Source organism: Runella defluvii, assembly GCF_014195535.1.
GTDB classification, from domain to species: Bacteria; Bacteroidota; Bacteroidia; order Cytophagales; family Spirosomataceae; genus Runella; species Runella defluvii.
The window spans coordinates 108,708-123,807 of sequence record NZ_JACIBY010000017.1 but is presented as its reverse complement, the minus strand read 5'-3'; the positions used below and the strand labels follow the sequence as shown (position 1 = coordinate 123,807).

Here is a 15,100-nt window from a genome sequence, read left to right as displayed (position 1 = left end):
AGCAAAGTTGATTGAGGCTTTCCAAGTTTTAGGTACTTATATCTAAAACTTGGAAAGTTTATTTTGTAGTATTATTGGGGGCTTTAATTTATTTCCAATCAGAAGGACTTTGTTGGAAACGTTCTTGGAATACTTTTGAGAAATAAGAAAGACTTTCAAAGCCAACTTTATAAGCAATTTCAGAAACAGAGCCATCTCCGTTTTTTAACATTTGAGCGGCTTTATCAAGTCGATAATTTCTTACGTATTCAATAATGGTTTGATTTGTAAGTGCCTTTAGTTTTCGACGAAGTTGAGTACTTGAAATAGATAAAATTTTAGCTAAATTATCCATTTCAAAGGTTGAGTTGCTGATATTATTATCTAATACATGATTGATTTTTTCTAAAAATTCTTTGTCATGAGTTTGGGGTTGAATTGCTGGCTCAACTTCCGTTGTCAAGAGTTTTGGCGCGTTGTATTTTTGGTGAATGTTTTCACGGATTTTTATCAAATTACGAACCCGAATTTGCAATTCATCGGTATTGAATGGCTTAGAAAGATAATCGTCGGCGCCTAACTCAAGACCTACTAAACGGTCTTCCATGGCGGCTTTTGCAGTCAGCATCACGACTGGAATGTGGCTTGTTCGCATGTCGGTTTTGAGCTGTTTGCAAAATTCAAACCCATCCAAATGGGGCATCATCAGGTCGCAAATGGCCAAATCTGGAATAGTCTCCAATGCTTTTTCTAATCCATCTTTCCCATCTTTGGCCTCAATAATAAAGAAAGTTGATTCAAACTGACTCCGAATGTACGCGCGCAAATCTGCGTTATCTTCTACAATAAGTAACACGGGATACTCTTCTTCATTCGCCGCTTTATTTTCTAAAACATTGTCAGAAACTTTAGCAGTATTGTTGAAATGTAAAGTGTTTGGTCCGTTTTCGGGTTTTTTATCTAAAAATTCAGTAGGTAGGCTAATAGTAAAGGTAGTTCCACGTCCTAGTTCACTTGCTACGCTGATTGTTCCACCCAATACTTCTACCAGCTCTTTTACCAACGCTAAACCCACACCTGTTCCTTCATAATGACGTTGTGTACTGTCGTCAATTTGGTAAAAACGTTCAAATATTTTGGGTAAACGTTCTTTGTCTATCCCAATGCCATAATCTTTTACTTCTATCAATAATGAAGTGTCAGTATAATCAGCTCGTATCTGAACACGTCCATTTTCTGGCGTAAATTTAAAAGCGTTAGAAAGTAAATTGGTCGTAATTTTTTCAATTTTGTCCGCATCAAAATAAGCAAATTGATGTTCTCGACTTTGTTGGTATTGGAATAAAATATTTTTGTCTTGTCCTAGAGATTCAAACGAAGAAAATATGTACTGTAAAAATTGGGACAAATCGCCTTCTTGCAATTGAACCTCCATTTTTCCCGCTTCTAATTTGCTTAAATCCAACAACTGACTAATCAATGACAGTAATCGTTCGGCATTTCGCTGCATCATTTGGAAAATAGTACGCCCAGGAAACTCCTTTTGTAAATCTTGCAGGGGAGATAAAAGCAACGTCAATGGCGTACGAAACTCGTGGGATATGTTGGTGAAAAATCGGGTTTTTAGGGTGTCTAATTCCGCCAAACGTTCCGCTTCTTTTTGCTCAAACAGCAATTGGCGGGCCAATTCTTCCCTTCGAGTTTGCAAGCGATAATAGATAAAATACCCCACCAACAACGTCACAAGTAATAACAAAGAAACAAACGCAACCCAAAATCGCGAGTTTTGGGTTTGTTGATTAGCGAGTTCGGCTTGCAGTTTTAGTTTTTCTGAGTCAAACCGCACCGAAGCTTCAATCGCTGACTTGCTTAGGTCTTCTTTTTTGATTTTACTTTGTGCATCCTGAAACAAAAATTCGTGCTTTAGTGCACTTTTATAATCGCCAAGCAGGGTGTCGGCAATCATCCTACTCCGATAAATATCGCTGAGCGTGGGGTACCATGCGGTCTTGTCGGTGTTGAGCTCGGCTATTTTTATGGCTTGATTATAATAGTGAGCCACTTCTTCTGGACTTCGTTTATGGCCAGCCACTTGGCATAAATTACTGTACAATTTGGAAATGTCTCCATAACCGTCGGGTTTGAAACGGAGCCGATACCACAACTCTTTTTTAAAGTAAGGCTCGGCTTCTTTGGGGTTTGGAAAGTGGACTAAAATGATTTCACCAATATTACCGTTTAAAGCGCCAATTCGCAGGCTGTCTTTACGAGTACGCACCTGTGCAATACCTAATTGATTGTAGCGGATGGCCTCTTTGTACTGTTTTTTTTCTACCAAACACAACGCAATGTTGCGGTACAACTGAATGCGGTGAAAATCAACGGGGTCGTTCTGAATGTAAGTCTCGCCTTCTTTTAAGTACTTTAAGGCGGTTTCTGGGTCCGAAGCTCGCTTTAAATAATACAAGGCCAAATACGTAAAACGGTATCCTGCAAAAGTAAAATGCTCGTAGCCGATTTTCCGAAAGGCCAAATCAGCGGCTAATAAATGGTTGATACATTTGCTGGTAGAGTCGTGGGTCAAGTACAATGTCACGCCCATGCTATGTTCCACCTCAGCCATAAGAGCTGTTTTTAGTGCGCTTTCAGGTAATTTTTTTAACTTTTTTGATACATTCTGAAAACGAGCATAAGCGGCTTCGAGGTTCTTTTGCTTACCTCCCAATAAGTAATAGGTTTTTAGAAAATCGGCATAAATAGCCAACAACTGATCGTTGGACTGAAGACCATGCTTTTTTATAATATCAATTTGGGCAAAGGCAGTGGTACTGTCGATGTTGTACCAAACTAAATGTTGTAGTAACAAAAGGCTGTCCATGCGCGCCTGTCCCTGGAAAGACAAGTAAGTGTCGATTTTGTTTTGGGCTTGGGACGTTTGTATCCCTCCTGCCACTATTCCCCAAAGACAAAACACCAATGATTTGAGAATGAGTCTATATACCAATTTGTGTGCCTCGGAGCGTTTTCGCTTCATAGAATACATGGAGTCGTAAAGACAGAAAGTTGGAATGGGTTAGAGGACAAAAATAGACAAAAAAGCGGTATTGCTGCGCGTTTCACCCGTGGTTGTGTGAATTTCACCCATTGATTTTGCCACTTCACCTGCTGTTGGGTTTTGGAAGTGTTGGTTTTCGGAGAATTTTGAACCGAAAACCAACAACAAAAAAGCCATGAAAACAATGTTTTTCTTCCTCCTATTTTTGGGATATTATTCTTTTGCCCAATCTACCCAAACCGTCCGTGGTAAGATTACGGATGCGGCTTCTAAAGCGCCCGTAGTAGGGGCTACGGTGGTGGTAGTGGGCAGTAATCCGCTCAACGGAACCACCACCGACGCGGATGGAAATTTTCGTTTGCTAAAAGTGAATGTCGGTAGGGCATCGCTGCGGGTGACGTACCTAGGCTACGAAGACATTTTTGCCAAAGACGTGATTGTGAATGCGGGTAAAGAGGTGGTATTGGACTTGTCGATGACCGAAAGCTTCAAAAACCTCAACGAAGTGACCGTCAAGTACAAACGAAGCGAGGACAATAAAGTGGCCAACAACGAAATGTCAACCGTAAGTGCGCGACCGTTTGCTCCTTCCGAAACCCTCAAATACGCAGGAAGCTTGGGCGACCCGTCGCGGATGGCGGCCAATTTTGCGGGTGTCAGTGGTGCCAACGATGCTAGAAATGACATCGTGGTTCGTGGAAATTCGCCTGCCTCTTTGCTGTGGCGTTTGGATGGTGTCAACATCCCCAATCCCAACCACTTTAGCTCGTTGGGTACGTCGGGTGGGCCTGTCTCAATGCTGAATACCAACCTGTTGGCTAAATCTGATTTTATGTCGGGGGCGTTTCCTGCCGAATATGCCAATGCCCTTGGGTCGGTTTTTGATTTGCGCTTACGAAAAGGCAACGACGAAAAGCATGAGTTTCTGACCCAAGTAGGTTTCAACGGGGTTGAGGTGGGTGCCGAAGGGCCTTACAGCAAAAAATCGAAGGCGTCGTATTTGCTTAATTATCGCTATTCGTTGTTTGGTATTATGTCTAATTTGGGTTTTGATATTGCAGGAACGCCTTATTATCAGGATTTTACTTTTAAAACGGACGTTCCAGTAGGTAAAAAAGGGCAATTGTCGTTTTGGACGCTGGCGGGAAAAAGTAACATTACATTTTTGGGAAAAGACGTGGACACGGAGAAAGGAGATGCGTACGGTGACGAAAATACCAACACCCGCGTCCGTTTTGAAACGGGCATTGCGGCGCTGTCGTACGAGCACCGTTTTACGGACAAAACCTTTGGAAAAGTGACGCTCTCGGCATCGAGAAGTTACCAAAATTTCAAAGGAGATACCGTAATTTATAAACAAGAAACAAAGGTAATATCGGAAGAGATTTTGGCACAACAGGCTGAGTTTACCAACGAAAAACTATCCCTCAATGCCAGCGTTAATCATAAAATCAGTGCCAAAGACAAACTTTCGGCAGGGGTAATTGTGGACTTGAGTCGCTTTAAATTGCTGAATTCTAACCTGTATCCCAACGCCGTTATGCTCCGTAATACCGACGGCGAAACCATGCTTACCCAGGCGTATGTGCAGTGGAAACACCGTTTTAGCCAAAACTTGACCCTCAATGCGGGGCTGACGGGCTTGCATTATCAACTCAACAATTCGGCGGCGTTGGAGCCACGCGTTGGGTTGGCTTACCAAGCAACCGACCGCAGTACGTTCAACCTCGCCTATGGATTGCACAGTAATTTACAGCCGTTGTTGCTGTATTTTTACCAAACCCAAAATACCAATGGAAGCTACTCATTGACAAACAAAGACTTAGGGTTTACCAAAAGCCATCATTTTGTTTTGGGATATGAGCGAAGTCTCGGCGAAAATCTACGCTTGAAGTTGGAAGCCTATTATCAGTCGTTGTTTAACGTTCCGATTCAGCCGAGTTTGGGCTATTATTCGGTGCTCATTGAAGGGGTTGATTTTGCACCAACCAACGTAGGTAACCTCGTAAACAAAGGGACAGGGCGGAACTATGGCCTTGAAATGACCCTCGAAAAGTACTTTTCCAATAATTACTATTTTTTGGTAACGGGTTCGTTGTTTGATTCAAAATACAAAGGTAGCGACGGTGTCGAACGCAATACGCCTTTCAACAACCGCTACGTGCTGAATGTGCTGGCGGGCAAAGACATTCCGCTGGGCAATCGGGGCGTGTTGAGCATCAATTGGAAACTTACGTCGGCAGGTGGGAAATACATTCGCCCCATCAATTTGGAGGCATCGGCCGAAGCGAATACCACTATTTATGACGAATCTCGGGCATTTACACAGCAACAAAGTGGCTACTTTCGCACCGACCTCAAGATTGGTTATAAACTCAACCGTCGTCGCAGTACACACGAGTTAGCTATTGATTTACAAAATATTACGAATCACCAGAATATTTTTCAACAAGCTTACAACCCACGCGTAAATAAAATCGGGACGGCCTACCAACAAGGATTTTTGCCCATTCCGTTTTATCGTCTAACCTTTTAATTTGTTAAATTTCCAAAGCATGAATTCATCAACCATTATTTCAGTCATAGGCGCTACGGGGCGTTTGGCCATTCCCGTAGTGAAGGCACTTTTGGCGTACGGCTATCAAGTACGGGCAGTGGTGCGTAATCTTGAAAAAGCCAAACAATCGCTCCCAAAAGAAGTGACATTTGCCGTAGCCGACGTACAAAATGTACCAAGTTTGACCCGCGCGTTGAAAGGCAGTACGTACGTTTACATCAATCTAAGTGCCGAGGAAAATGGCGCGAAAAGTTCGTTCTTCTTGGAGCGAGAAGGGGTCAAAAACATCGTGGAAGCCTGCCAAGCGGTAGGTGTTCAGCAAATTTTGAAAATTGGCGCGTTAGGTGCTCACCCGTCGATTCGTCAGCCTAAGGAGTTTTACCAAAATCAAACCCGCCGCGAAGGGCATCGTTTCATTGAAGAATCGGGTATTGCGTTTACGATTTTTCACCCAACGTGGTTTTTGGACAGCATCGAATGGGCCATCAAAAAAGACACCTTGCAGTGGGTGGGAAAACCCGTAGAGTTTTACTGGACCAATTCCACGGATTATGCCCAATGGGTTGCCAAAGCGGTAGGAAACCCAACGGCTTATTACCAACACTACGTAGTACAAGGACGCGAAAAAATGGACTACGAAGCCGTTTATCAACGGCTAAAAGCCCAAAAACCTTCCCTTAAACTGCAAGTTTTGCCTCTTTGGATGGTTAAAATGATTGGTTTTTTCTCGCCTACCATGAAAAGCCTGGCCGACTTATTTGCCTTTTATGAAGGGACCACCGAAGATTTTCACGGTCAAGCACTTTGGAAAGAACTTGGTGAGCCGAGCACGTCATTGGAGGTGTTTTTTGAAGAACCAACAGGTGTAAATATTCTCTATCTTTGATAAAAAATGAGGAAATTTCGCATGGAACCTCCCTATATCAACGACCGCAAAGCACGGCTAATTGGTATTCCACTTTTAAGTATTTTGCTTCCAATCGTGATGCACAAAGAAGTCTTTACGAGTGGAAACACCAAAGATATTTTTTATTGGGTAAGCTCGTGTTTTATGAACACGTTGTTGATTTGGGAGGGAAACCGTGCCATTTTTATTTACCTGAGGAAGAAGTTTCCGCATTATCGCCAAACTGCTCGTCGGTTGATTAGGCAAACCATCGTGGGTTTGACATATACCTTGGTAGTAAGTGCTTTTATTGATTACTTTTTTTGTTCCCAAATCTCCAATTTCGACCGTATCAATGAGGTGTTGATTGGCTTTAAAATCAGCCTCATTCCGACCATTATCGTGACGTTGATGTACGAAAGCGCGTTCTTTTTTCAGTCGTGGAAATCGCACGTGCAAAAGACCGAAGCCTTGGCTCGCGAAAATGTGCAGTCGCAATTAGATGCGCTCAAAAACCAATTAGACCCCCATTTTTTGTTCAATAGCCTGAATACGTTGGCTTCGCTCATCGACGATGAAAATAGCCCCGCCCAAAACTACCTCGATAAGCTGTCGGACGTGTATCGGTACGTGTTGGTGAGTCGGGAAAAAAATACCGTGACGTTGGAGGAGGAAATGCAGTTTTTGGACGCGTACATTTACCTCAATAAAATTCGTTTTCGGGAGAATTTGCAGGTTGAGACTGAACTTTTGACCGATACAAATCAGTTGCACGTAGCGCCGTTGAGTATTCAAATGTTGATTGAGAATGCGATTAAACACAACGTAGTTTCCAAAGAAAAGCCGTTGAAAATCAGGATTGTACAAGAAGATGGGTTTTTGACGGTGGAGAACAACCTACAAGAAAAAATGACCTTTGAGAAATCGACCAAAGTGGGTCTTCAAAACATCATCAATCGGTATCGATTGCTCACCGAACAGCAAGTTGAAGTCCTGCGAAATGAGTGGTCATTTAAAGTAAAACTGCCTTTGTTAGAAGCCTAAATTCATGAAAGCCATCCTGATTGAAGACGAATATCCCGCCGCCGAACGCCTTGAGAAGCTGATAAAAAAAATTGATGAAGAAATCGAAATTGTGGCGGTTTTGGATAGTATAGAAAGCTCAAAGCGTTGGTTTTCAACGCATCCTGCACCCGATTTAATCTTCTCGGACATCCAGCTTTCCGACGGACTCAGTTTTGCTATTTTTGAATCAATGGCGATTCCTAGCCCCATTATTTTTACGACTTCCTACGATGAATATGCCATCAAAGCCTTCAAAGTCAAGAGTATAGACTATTTGTTGAAGCCCATCAAACCGCAAGAATTGGAAGCGGCGATTACGAAGTTTAAAGAAAGCCAACGGGGTTTTTCGGCCAATGACTACACCCTAAAAATCCAATCGCTGCTAGATTCAATGCCTGCCGTGGGGCGAAAGCACAAGACTCGCTTTTTGGTGCCTTACAACGACCAACTGTTGCCCATTCCTCAAGAGGAAATCGCTTATTTTTATACCACCAATGAAATGGTGTGCTTAGTCCGAAGCGACAACCGACAGTTTTTGGTCGATTATACCCTTGAAGAATTAGAACGGTTGCTCAATCCTACCTTATTTTTTCGCCTGAATCGGCAGTACATTGCTTCGTTGGCAGCCGTGCAGAAGATTCATACCTATTTTAACGGTAAGCTCAAACTCGAACTCCAGCCCGAGCCCTCGCACGACATCCTGGTAAGCCGCGAAAAAGCCCCGCACTTTAAAGCGTGGATGGAGGGGTAGATGAATAATTATGAAAGGGCATCAGTGTGCGTCGTTGAATCCGTCGTTGATGCCAATCGCAAAGGCTGTAATACTTGAAACGGCCACAGTTATAATGATGGCGGTAAGTAGGCTACGAAGGAATAAACCCATTTTGGAGTAGCCAAAGGTGGAAAAATACTGGTAGTAAAACCATACTGAGTAAATCAACATAAAAAGAGCCACCCCGTCAAAAAAATAGGCATAAGGGATACTATTTTTGAAGAGAGCTGCGAGGAGGGTAAAAACGATAGCGATACACAATTCGCCGCTGACTTTGTAGATGTTAAGAACCAAATGCTCGGTAAAATTTTGTTGACTTTTTCTGAAAAAAAGTAGGCTAAATACGGCCAAAACAGGGATTCTAGCGAGGGTAAATAGCTTGGGATATGCCTGCATTAGTTCTCCAAATTTTGTTAATAACCGCTGGTCGTCTGAGAAGTAATTGGTTGTATCTATTAAATTGATTTTAGACATAGTACCTACCAAGTGCCCAATCGTAATGATTAAAATGATGAAGGTAAAATAGTTGAAGTGCTTTACCCTTTTGCCTTGCACATACGCTCTAATGCTGTGCCCAGGGCGAAGAAAGAGCTCTTTGAGGGTGTAGAAAAAACCTTTATCAAGGTGAAAGACTCCATGAACAAGGTCGTGTAAGACGAAATGTTCAAGCGAAAAACGGTGGGTTTTTGCATTCTGTCCGCAATTTGGGCAAAAATTACTTTCTAACGTTTGGTGGCAATTTAAGCAATGGTGACTCATGTGCTTGAAATTCTATGGTTTAGGTTTTGGGGCCGCTAGGCAAACGTCAAATCTACTAAATTGGCAATAGAATCCCAAGACTAGGTTCTTCATCTGGGGATTCTATTGAACTATCCTAATGTTTACCCCAACTTCCGTTTCTTGATTTCGTCGTCAATGGATTTTTTTTCTGACAAAACGACCACATTGCCAATGATAAAAATGAAGACAAAAGGAAGTAGAGGCTTATAATAAAAAGTACTTTGGCCACCTGTAGCTGCGTCTTTCCCAATGTGATAACCAAACATTATAAAGGCGAGAAGCATGGCTACGACTCCCGTAGCTAGGATAATATTATGGGTATTTTTGATTATTTTTTTTTGCTTGAGCAGTTGTTCGTCGGTAAGTGCGGCTAGTTTTTCTGGTTTCATTGTAGTGGTTTTTTGGGGAGAGATTTTAAGTTTTATTAGCGAGGTGGGTAAAAAGAAACGAGGCGTTGCTGGTCGTCGAGAACGGCAAAAGTGGCAGTGTAACCTGCTTTGATTCTTCCAAAACGCTCACCAACACCCACCACTTGTGCAGGGTAAGTGGAGGCCATCCGAAAAACTTCTTCTTTGGGAAGCCCCACCGTTTGGACACAAAAACGAACGGCATCGAGCAGCGTGATGGCCGAACCCGCCAATTTGCCATCGTCGTTGAGCAGGCGATGACCGTCGTAGTTAGCGGTAAAGTCTTCAAAAACGAAGCGTTGAGGCTCAATTTTTGCCAAAGTAGCGTCCGAAATCAAAAAAAGGCGGTCGCCCATGAGCTGCTTGGCGATACGAATGGTGGCGGCGTCGCAGTGGTGACCGTCGGCAATGATGCTGGCGTGTACCGTTGGCGTGTCCCAAATCGCCGAAACTACGCCAGGTTCGCGGCTTTCAAAGGGGCGCATAGCATTGTAAAGGTGCGTCGCCATCGAAATTCCCGAGGAAAAAAAAGCCTTGGCTTGTTGGTAGGTCGCGTTGGTATGCCCCATCGAGAGTTGGATGTGGCTGTTTTGGAGGCGAGCAAGAAGCTGAGGCGGCCATACTTCGGGCGCAATCGTCATCAGGGTAAGCATGCCTTGGCTTTGCTCAATGATCTCTTCTAGTTCTGTTTCGGTGGGAATCCGTACTTGCGCGGCGCTATGTGCCCCTCTTTTTTCAGGATTGATAAACGGCCCTTCAATATGTAGCCCCAACACCCCCGTTTTTCCCGACGCAATATAGGCTTTGGTCACTTCAATGGCCTTTAAAATTCGTTCCCTTGACGTAGAATACAAGGTGGGAATAATGGCCGCTGTTCCGTCTTGCTGGTGGGTATTGACCATGTCATCCAGCGATTCGGTCGATAAATCCCGTACCAAAAAGCCTTTTTGTCCGCCGTATAATTGAATGTCAATAAAGCCTGCAGTCAGGTCATGGCCTTGGAGGTCGTAAACGGGTAAGTCGTTTGGAATCAAATCGGTAGGTACTACGCGGTCGATGCGGTTTCCGTCAACGACCACGGCATGGTGGGTAAGGACAGTTTCGCCCGTGTAAATGGTGCAATTGGTCAGAACGTACATGGAATCGGGTTTAATTTGCGAACTTGCCGAAAGATGTGGAACTTTCGGCAAGATTTCTACGGAATAATGAATAAAATTTGGCTTTCCTCGCCGCACATGAGCGGCCACGAACAAAAGTACGTACAAGAAGCATTTGAAACCAATTGGGTAGCACCACTGGGGCCTAATGTCGATGGGTTTGAACAAGACCTGAGCCGTTATGTAGGCGTAGGCCATGCGGCGGCGTTGTCGTCGGGGACGGCGGCGTTGCATTTAGCGTTGGTGATGCTGGGAGTTGGGCAGGGAGATGTCGTTATTTGTCAGTCGTTTACCTTTGCTGCGTCTGCCAATCCTATTGTGTATCAAGGAGCTACTCCCGTATTTGTGGATTCAGAATGGGAAACGTGGAATATCTGTCCTGAGGCGTTAGAAGAAGCAATCAAGGGCGAACGAGCCAAAGGAAAAAATGTAAAAGCAGTGATTGTGGTGCATTTGTACGGTATGCCCGCCAAAATCGACGAAATCATAGACGTGTGTGCACATTACGAAGTGCCCCTTATCGAAGATGCCGCTGAGGGATTGGGGGCGAGTTGGCAGGGTCGTAAACTGGGGAGTTTTGGAAAACTGAATATTTTGTCTTTTAATGGAAATAAAATCATCACCACCTCGGGTGGTGGGGCGTTGCTTTCTGATGATGAAAAATTGATACAACAGTCTCGTTTTTTGGCTACTCAAGCCCGCGACAATGCACCTCATTATCAACATTCACAGATTGGTTATAATTACCGAATGAGCAACATTTGTGCGGGAATTGGCCGTGGCCAAATGCAGGTTATCGACGAGCGCGTAAGCCAGCGGCGGGCAAATTTTGCATGGTACCAACAAGCCTTTGAAGGGGATGACCGTATTGCGTTTCAGCCTGAAAGAGAAGGGAGCTATGCGAATCGCTGGTTGAGCTGTATTCGGGTGGATGTGACAAAAACGAGCGGCGTGACGCGCGAAGTCCTACGAATGGCTTTGGCGGCAGAGAGCATTGAAGCGCGGCCTTTGTGGAAACCCATGCACCTCCAACCCGTGTTTGAAGATACGCCTTACTACGGTGGACAGATAGCACAAACCCTTTTCGACGACGGTTTATGCCTTCCGTCGGGGTCAAATTTGACAGAAGAAGACCTTCAACGAGTAGTAGAGGCCATGAAACGCACCTTAGGCTAGGCGGTTATTTCGTTGTAGGACTTCCTTGATTTTTTCGGTACTTTCACCCGTAATAACACGAATCGTCTCTAAGGCAATTCCGTTGTCAAAAGCATTCAATATCGTCTTTTCGATACCTTTCTCGATACCCTTTTCAATGCCTTTCTCGATACCTTTCTCAATACCTTCTGCCATGATTCTATCGTAGGTGCTCATAAAAGTCGTTTTTATATCTTCAGGTAAATTTTCTTTTAACTGTTCTACCGTCAGTTCGGTCACACTAAACAAATATACAAACAAACTCATAACAAAGCCAGTTCCTTGGGAGGAACTTAAAGACTCCATGATTCTTGGTAATCGTTTAAGCAGTGTTGGCCAGTCATGAGAGTAGCGTAATAACCCAAGAGTTGCACTCAGTACTCCGTCTCTCAATTGCTCCAGACGCTCGTCTTGCATTTGAATTAAGCTGACAAATTCTATCCCAAACGAAGGAATATACCGCTGGAAAATTGGAGGGTAATTGGGGAAAAAGTCCTCCATTTGTTTTAAACGCCAGCGCTGCTTTCCATGATAGAACAAGAGGGGGACTATGGGGCGGAGGGGTTGTTTATTTTTTAACTGCTGCCAGTATCCTTCTGCCAAATAACGCATAAGCTGAAAACCCACGCGAGGATCTTTGTATGATTTATGTTCAATCAAGAGGGATATTTGTAGTGAATCGTCGCTATTTTTTAGGTTGACTTCAACGACCACATCTGAAAATATTTCCTCCATAGGTGGAGATAAATACGAATTGTTTTGGTGCTGAAGCGATTCTAAATTTAATAAAGATACTACATCACTAGGAAGCATTTCTTCCAAAAAAGCACGCGCAAGCTGACGGTCAGAGAAAAGTTCTTTGACAAGCTTGTCGTGTGGAGAGGTAATAGAGGCTTTGTTTTTCATTCCTTACAAAAACTCCATAGGGTTCCAGGCAATGCGGGTATCGTCGTGCCATGTATTCATTTCTGCAACATCTTCGGCCGACAATTCAAAGTCAAAAACGTCTATATTGGCCGCGATACGGTGTTTTGAAACCGATTTTGGAATCGTGATGGCTCCTTGCTGAAGTGTCCAACGGATAAGCACCTGAAACGTACTTTTGTTGTATTTTTCAGCGATGCTGATGAGTCGCGGGTCATCGGATTTTAGCCCTCGAACCAAAGGCGCATACCCTTCAATTTGAATACCTCGTTGGCGACAGTAGTTCAATTCTTCGGGCAAGTGACAATACGGACTTAGCTCAATTTGATTAACGGCTGGAACGATAGATGTGTGCGGCCAAAGCTCTTCAAAATGAGGGGCATAATAATTGGAAACCCCAATGGCACGGGCCTTGCCCTCGGTATAAATTTTTTCAAGGGCTTTCCACGTTTGGATTCGATGTTCGCGTACGGGCCAGTGAATCAGGTACAAATCAACGTAATCGGTGTTGAGCTTACGGAGGCTTTCTTCAAATGCTTTGAGGGTATTGTCATAACCTTGGTCGTCGTTCCAAACTTTGGTGGTCAAGAAAATATCTTCGCGCGCTAAACCGCTGTCGCGGATGGCTTGTCCTACTTCCATTTCGTTGTGATAGGCTGCGGCCGTATCAATGAGCCGATACCCAAGCTCTAACGCCCACAAAACCGCTTGCCGAATATCGTGGCCAGGTTGAGGGTCATACACGCCGAGTCCTAATTGGGGCATTTGAATGCCGTTATTTAAAGTAATAGATGGGAGCATAGGTAAACCAGGTTTAGATGATAGTGCCGCAATTTGGGAAAAATTCTCAACTTTGTTTGCGCTTTTCGATGGCACTGCGCAAGCGGGCGGCACTTTCGTAATCTTCTTTGGCAATTACTTTTGACAACAATTCTTCCAGTTCTTCCAACGTATATTCGGCATACGATTTTTTCTCACGGCCTTTTTCATCCAACAAATACCCTGCTTCTTCCAAGACCTGATCACTTACGTACAACGGACAGTGCATCCGTACTGCTAAGGCAATGGCGTCTGAAGGACGGCTTTCGATTTCTAGTAGCTCCTTTGGGCCTTGTAGTAGCAGTTTGGCATAAAAAATATCGTGTTGAATTTGGTAAATACAGACCTCCTTGGCTTTAGCACCTAACTGTTGGATGATGGTTTGGCATAAATCGTGGGTAAGGGGGCGCGAAGGTTGAAGTCCCTCTAAATGTATGGCGATGGCTTGCGCTTCATTTGTCCCAACAATAATTGGAATACGTCGTTTAGAAATGGGCTCTTCCAAAATTAAAACATAATGACCACGTTGCGACTCACTTTCGGCCATGGCTATCACAAAAACTTCGTATTTATTCATTCGTGCGGGGTGTGAGGTTAGTTTTAATAAACTGACAGAGCGTCCCGATGTCGTCGAAGGGAGAAATGACCCATTGCTCAAACGAAAGGCGGTACAAATCTCGGCTTTCGACTTCCAACGAAAAGCCGCCTGCGAGGTCAAAGTAGTTGCCGTTACGGTGAAGTATCGGAATCTCCATTTGCTGGAGGGCGTATTGGACAAAATCAGCTTCGTTGTAATTCATATTAGTGAGGAGGGTTGTTCTTGTGGGGAGGGTTGCTCACAACCCGACCGTTAATTGTGAGAAGGGCTGCTCACAACCCGACTATTTAATCCTTTTTAGAAAACATTCTCCAAAACAATTTTTACCCCTAAACCCACACACAAAGCGGCTGAAACCAGTGTTAACCCACGCAAGAGGTGGCGATTTTGGAACAATTTACTCGAAAAAGGCAGACTAAAAGCCCCCGCCGCTACCATCATGCCTGCGACAGAACCGAGGCCAAACAACAACAAGTACAGAAAAGCATGACTTGGTTCTTTGATTTGAGTTAGTACTGAAATCAACAGCCCGCCACTTCCTGCCAAGCCGTGCATAAGCCCCACACCGTAGGCCAATCCATAAGCAGGTTCGTGGAGGTGAGGGTGATGGAGTTCGGATTTTAATTTTATAATTCGGTGAATGCCTAACACGATGAGCATCAGACCTACCCCTGCTTCAAAGTATTGGAAAATGGCTTCGGAAAGTACAAATTTGCCAAGCATATACACCAATGCCACCAGTAGTATCGTGGACGTATGACCAAGACCCCAAAACGCCCCGTCTTTGAGCGCGGCTGAGGTGGAGTCTCTGCGGGTGACAATGCTACTGACCGCCACCAGGTGGTCGGCTTCAAAACAATGAGAAAACCCGACGATAACGGCGAAAAACAAAGGGGCGAGTTCCATG

The 15,100-nt window shown here is 44.1% G+C and carries 15 protein-coding genes; 5 read left to right on the top strand and 10 right to left on the bottom strand.

Annotated elements, in window-relative coordinates:
- Positions 1-88: 88 nt before the first annotated feature.
- Both FHS57_RS27180 and FHS57_RS27175 read right to left on the bottom strand, forming a co-directional pair.
- Positions 89-3,013 carry a hybrid sensor histidine kinase/response regulator transcription factor gene (locus FHS57_RS27180; protein WP_183979241.1) on the bottom strand — a complete coding sequence of 975 codons (2,925 nt, stop codon included), beginning with the start codon at positions 3,011-3,013 and terminating at the stop codon, positions 89-91.
- A gap of 39 nt (positions 3,014-3,052) precedes the next feature.
- The gene (locus FHS57_RS27175; RefSeq protein ID WP_183979239.1) at positions 3,053-3,211 is read right to left on the bottom strand and encodes a hypothetical protein; all 159 of its coding nucleotides are present in this window, start codon (positions 3,209-3,211) and stop codon (positions 3,053-3,055) included.
- Between FHS57_RS27175 and FHS57_RS27170 the strand changes: the two genes are divergently transcribed.
- Genes FHS57_RS27170 through FHS57_RS27155 form a run of 4 tightly spaced genes read left to right on the top strand, consistent with a single transcriptional unit; the run spans position 3,210 to position 8,293 of the window.
- Positions 3,210-5,570, top strand: a complete 2,361-nt coding sequence (locus FHS57_RS27170) for a TonB-dependent receptor (RefSeq protein ID WP_183979237.1) — start codon at positions 3,210-3,212, stop codon at positions 5,568-5,570. The two genes, FHS57_RS27175 and FHS57_RS27170, sit on opposite strands and share 2 nt — an antisense overlap.
- A gap of 19 nt (positions 5,571-5,589) precedes the next feature.
- Entirely contained in the window at positions 5,590-6,477 is an 888-nt protein-coding gene (locus tag FHS57_RS27165) for an SDR family oxidoreductase (RefSeq protein WP_183979235.1), read from the top strand.
- A 21-nt stretch (positions 6,478-6,498) separates the two neighbouring features.
- Positions 6,499-7,521 carry a sensor histidine kinase gene (locus FHS57_RS27160; RefSeq protein ID WP_183979233.1) on the top strand — a complete coding sequence of 341 codons (1,023 nt, stop codon included), beginning with the start codon at positions 6,499-6,501 and terminating at the stop codon, positions 7,519-7,521.
- Between the two features lie 4 nt (positions 7,522-7,525).
- Positions 7,526-8,293 (top strand): LytR/AlgR family response regulator transcription factor, encoded by a 768-nt coding sequence (locus FHS57_RS27155; protein ID WP_183979230.1) that lies wholly within the window; start codon positions 7,526-7,528, stop codon positions 8,291-8,293.
- 21 nt (positions 8,294-8,314) lie between these two features.
- Here the strand turns inward: FHS57_RS27155 and FHS57_RS27150 are convergent, their stop codons facing one another.
- From FHS57_RS27150 to nagA, 3 genes are all read right to left on the bottom strand, one after another.
- The gene (locus FHS57_RS27150; protein WP_183979228.1) at positions 8,315-9,073 is read right to left on the bottom strand and encodes a DUF3667 domain-containing protein; all 759 of its coding nucleotides are present in this window, start codon (positions 9,071-9,073) and stop codon (positions 8,315-8,317) included.
- A gap of 122 nt (positions 9,074-9,195) precedes the next feature.
- Positions 9,196-9,483, bottom strand: a complete 288-nt coding sequence (locus tag FHS57_RS27145; protein ID WP_183979226.1) for a hypothetical protein — start codon at positions 9,481-9,483, stop codon at positions 9,196-9,198.
- Positions 9,484-9,518: 35 nt separating this feature from the next.
- Positions 9,519-10,640, bottom strand: a complete 1,122-nt coding sequence (nagA, locus tag FHS57_RS27140) for an N-acetylglucosamine-6-phosphate deacetylase (RefSeq protein WP_183979225.1) — start codon at positions 10,638-10,640, stop codon at positions 9,519-9,521.
- A 66-nt stretch (positions 10,641-10,706) separates the two neighbouring features.
- Here nagA and FHS57_RS27135 point away from each other — a divergent pair, with 66 nt between their 5' ends.
- Entirely contained in the window at positions 10,707-11,834 is a 1,128-nt protein-coding gene (locus FHS57_RS27135; RefSeq protein ID WP_183979223.1) for a DegT/DnrJ/EryC1/StrS family aminotransferase, read from the top strand.
- On the opposite strand, the gene FHS57_RS27130 is transcribed toward FHS57_RS27135, so the two are convergent.
- The 5 genes from FHS57_RS27130 to FHS57_RS27110 all read right to left on the bottom strand — a co-directional run bounded on the left by FHS57_RS27130 (position 11,826) and on the right by FHS57_RS27110 (position 15,099).
- Entirely contained in the window at positions 11,826-12,758 is a 933-nt protein-coding gene (locus tag FHS57_RS27130) for an Rpn family recombination-promoting nuclease/putative transposase (RefSeq protein WP_183979221.1), read from the bottom strand. The genes FHS57_RS27135 and FHS57_RS27130 overlap by 9 nt on opposite strands.
- A 3-nt stretch (positions 12,759-12,761) precedes the next feature.
- Complete coding sequence (locus tag FHS57_RS27125) at positions 12,762-13,577, bottom strand: aldo/keto reductase (protein WP_183979220.1); 816 nt, start codon at positions 13,575-13,577, stop codon at positions 12,762-12,764.
- Between the two features lie 46 nt (positions 13,578-13,623).
- Positions 13,624-14,172: a bifunctional nuclease family protein gene (locus FHS57_RS27120; RefSeq protein ID WP_183979217.1), complete on the bottom strand. Its 549-nt coding sequence runs from the start codon at positions 14,170-14,172 to the stop codon at positions 13,624-13,626.
- Positions 14,165-14,395 (bottom strand): hypothetical protein, encoded by a 231-nt coding sequence (locus FHS57_RS27115; protein ID WP_183979216.1) that lies wholly within the window; start codon positions 14,393-14,395, stop codon positions 14,165-14,167. Before FHS57_RS27115 ends, FHS57_RS27120 begins: the two co-directional genes overlap by 8 nt.
- A gap of 95 nt (positions 14,396-14,490) precedes the next feature.
- Positions 14,491-15,099, bottom strand: coding sequence for an urease accessory protein (locus FHS57_RS27110; protein ID WP_183979214.1), 609 nt, complete (start codon positions 15,097-15,099; stop codon positions 14,491-14,493).
- Between the last annotated feature and the right edge of the window lies 1 nt (position 15,100).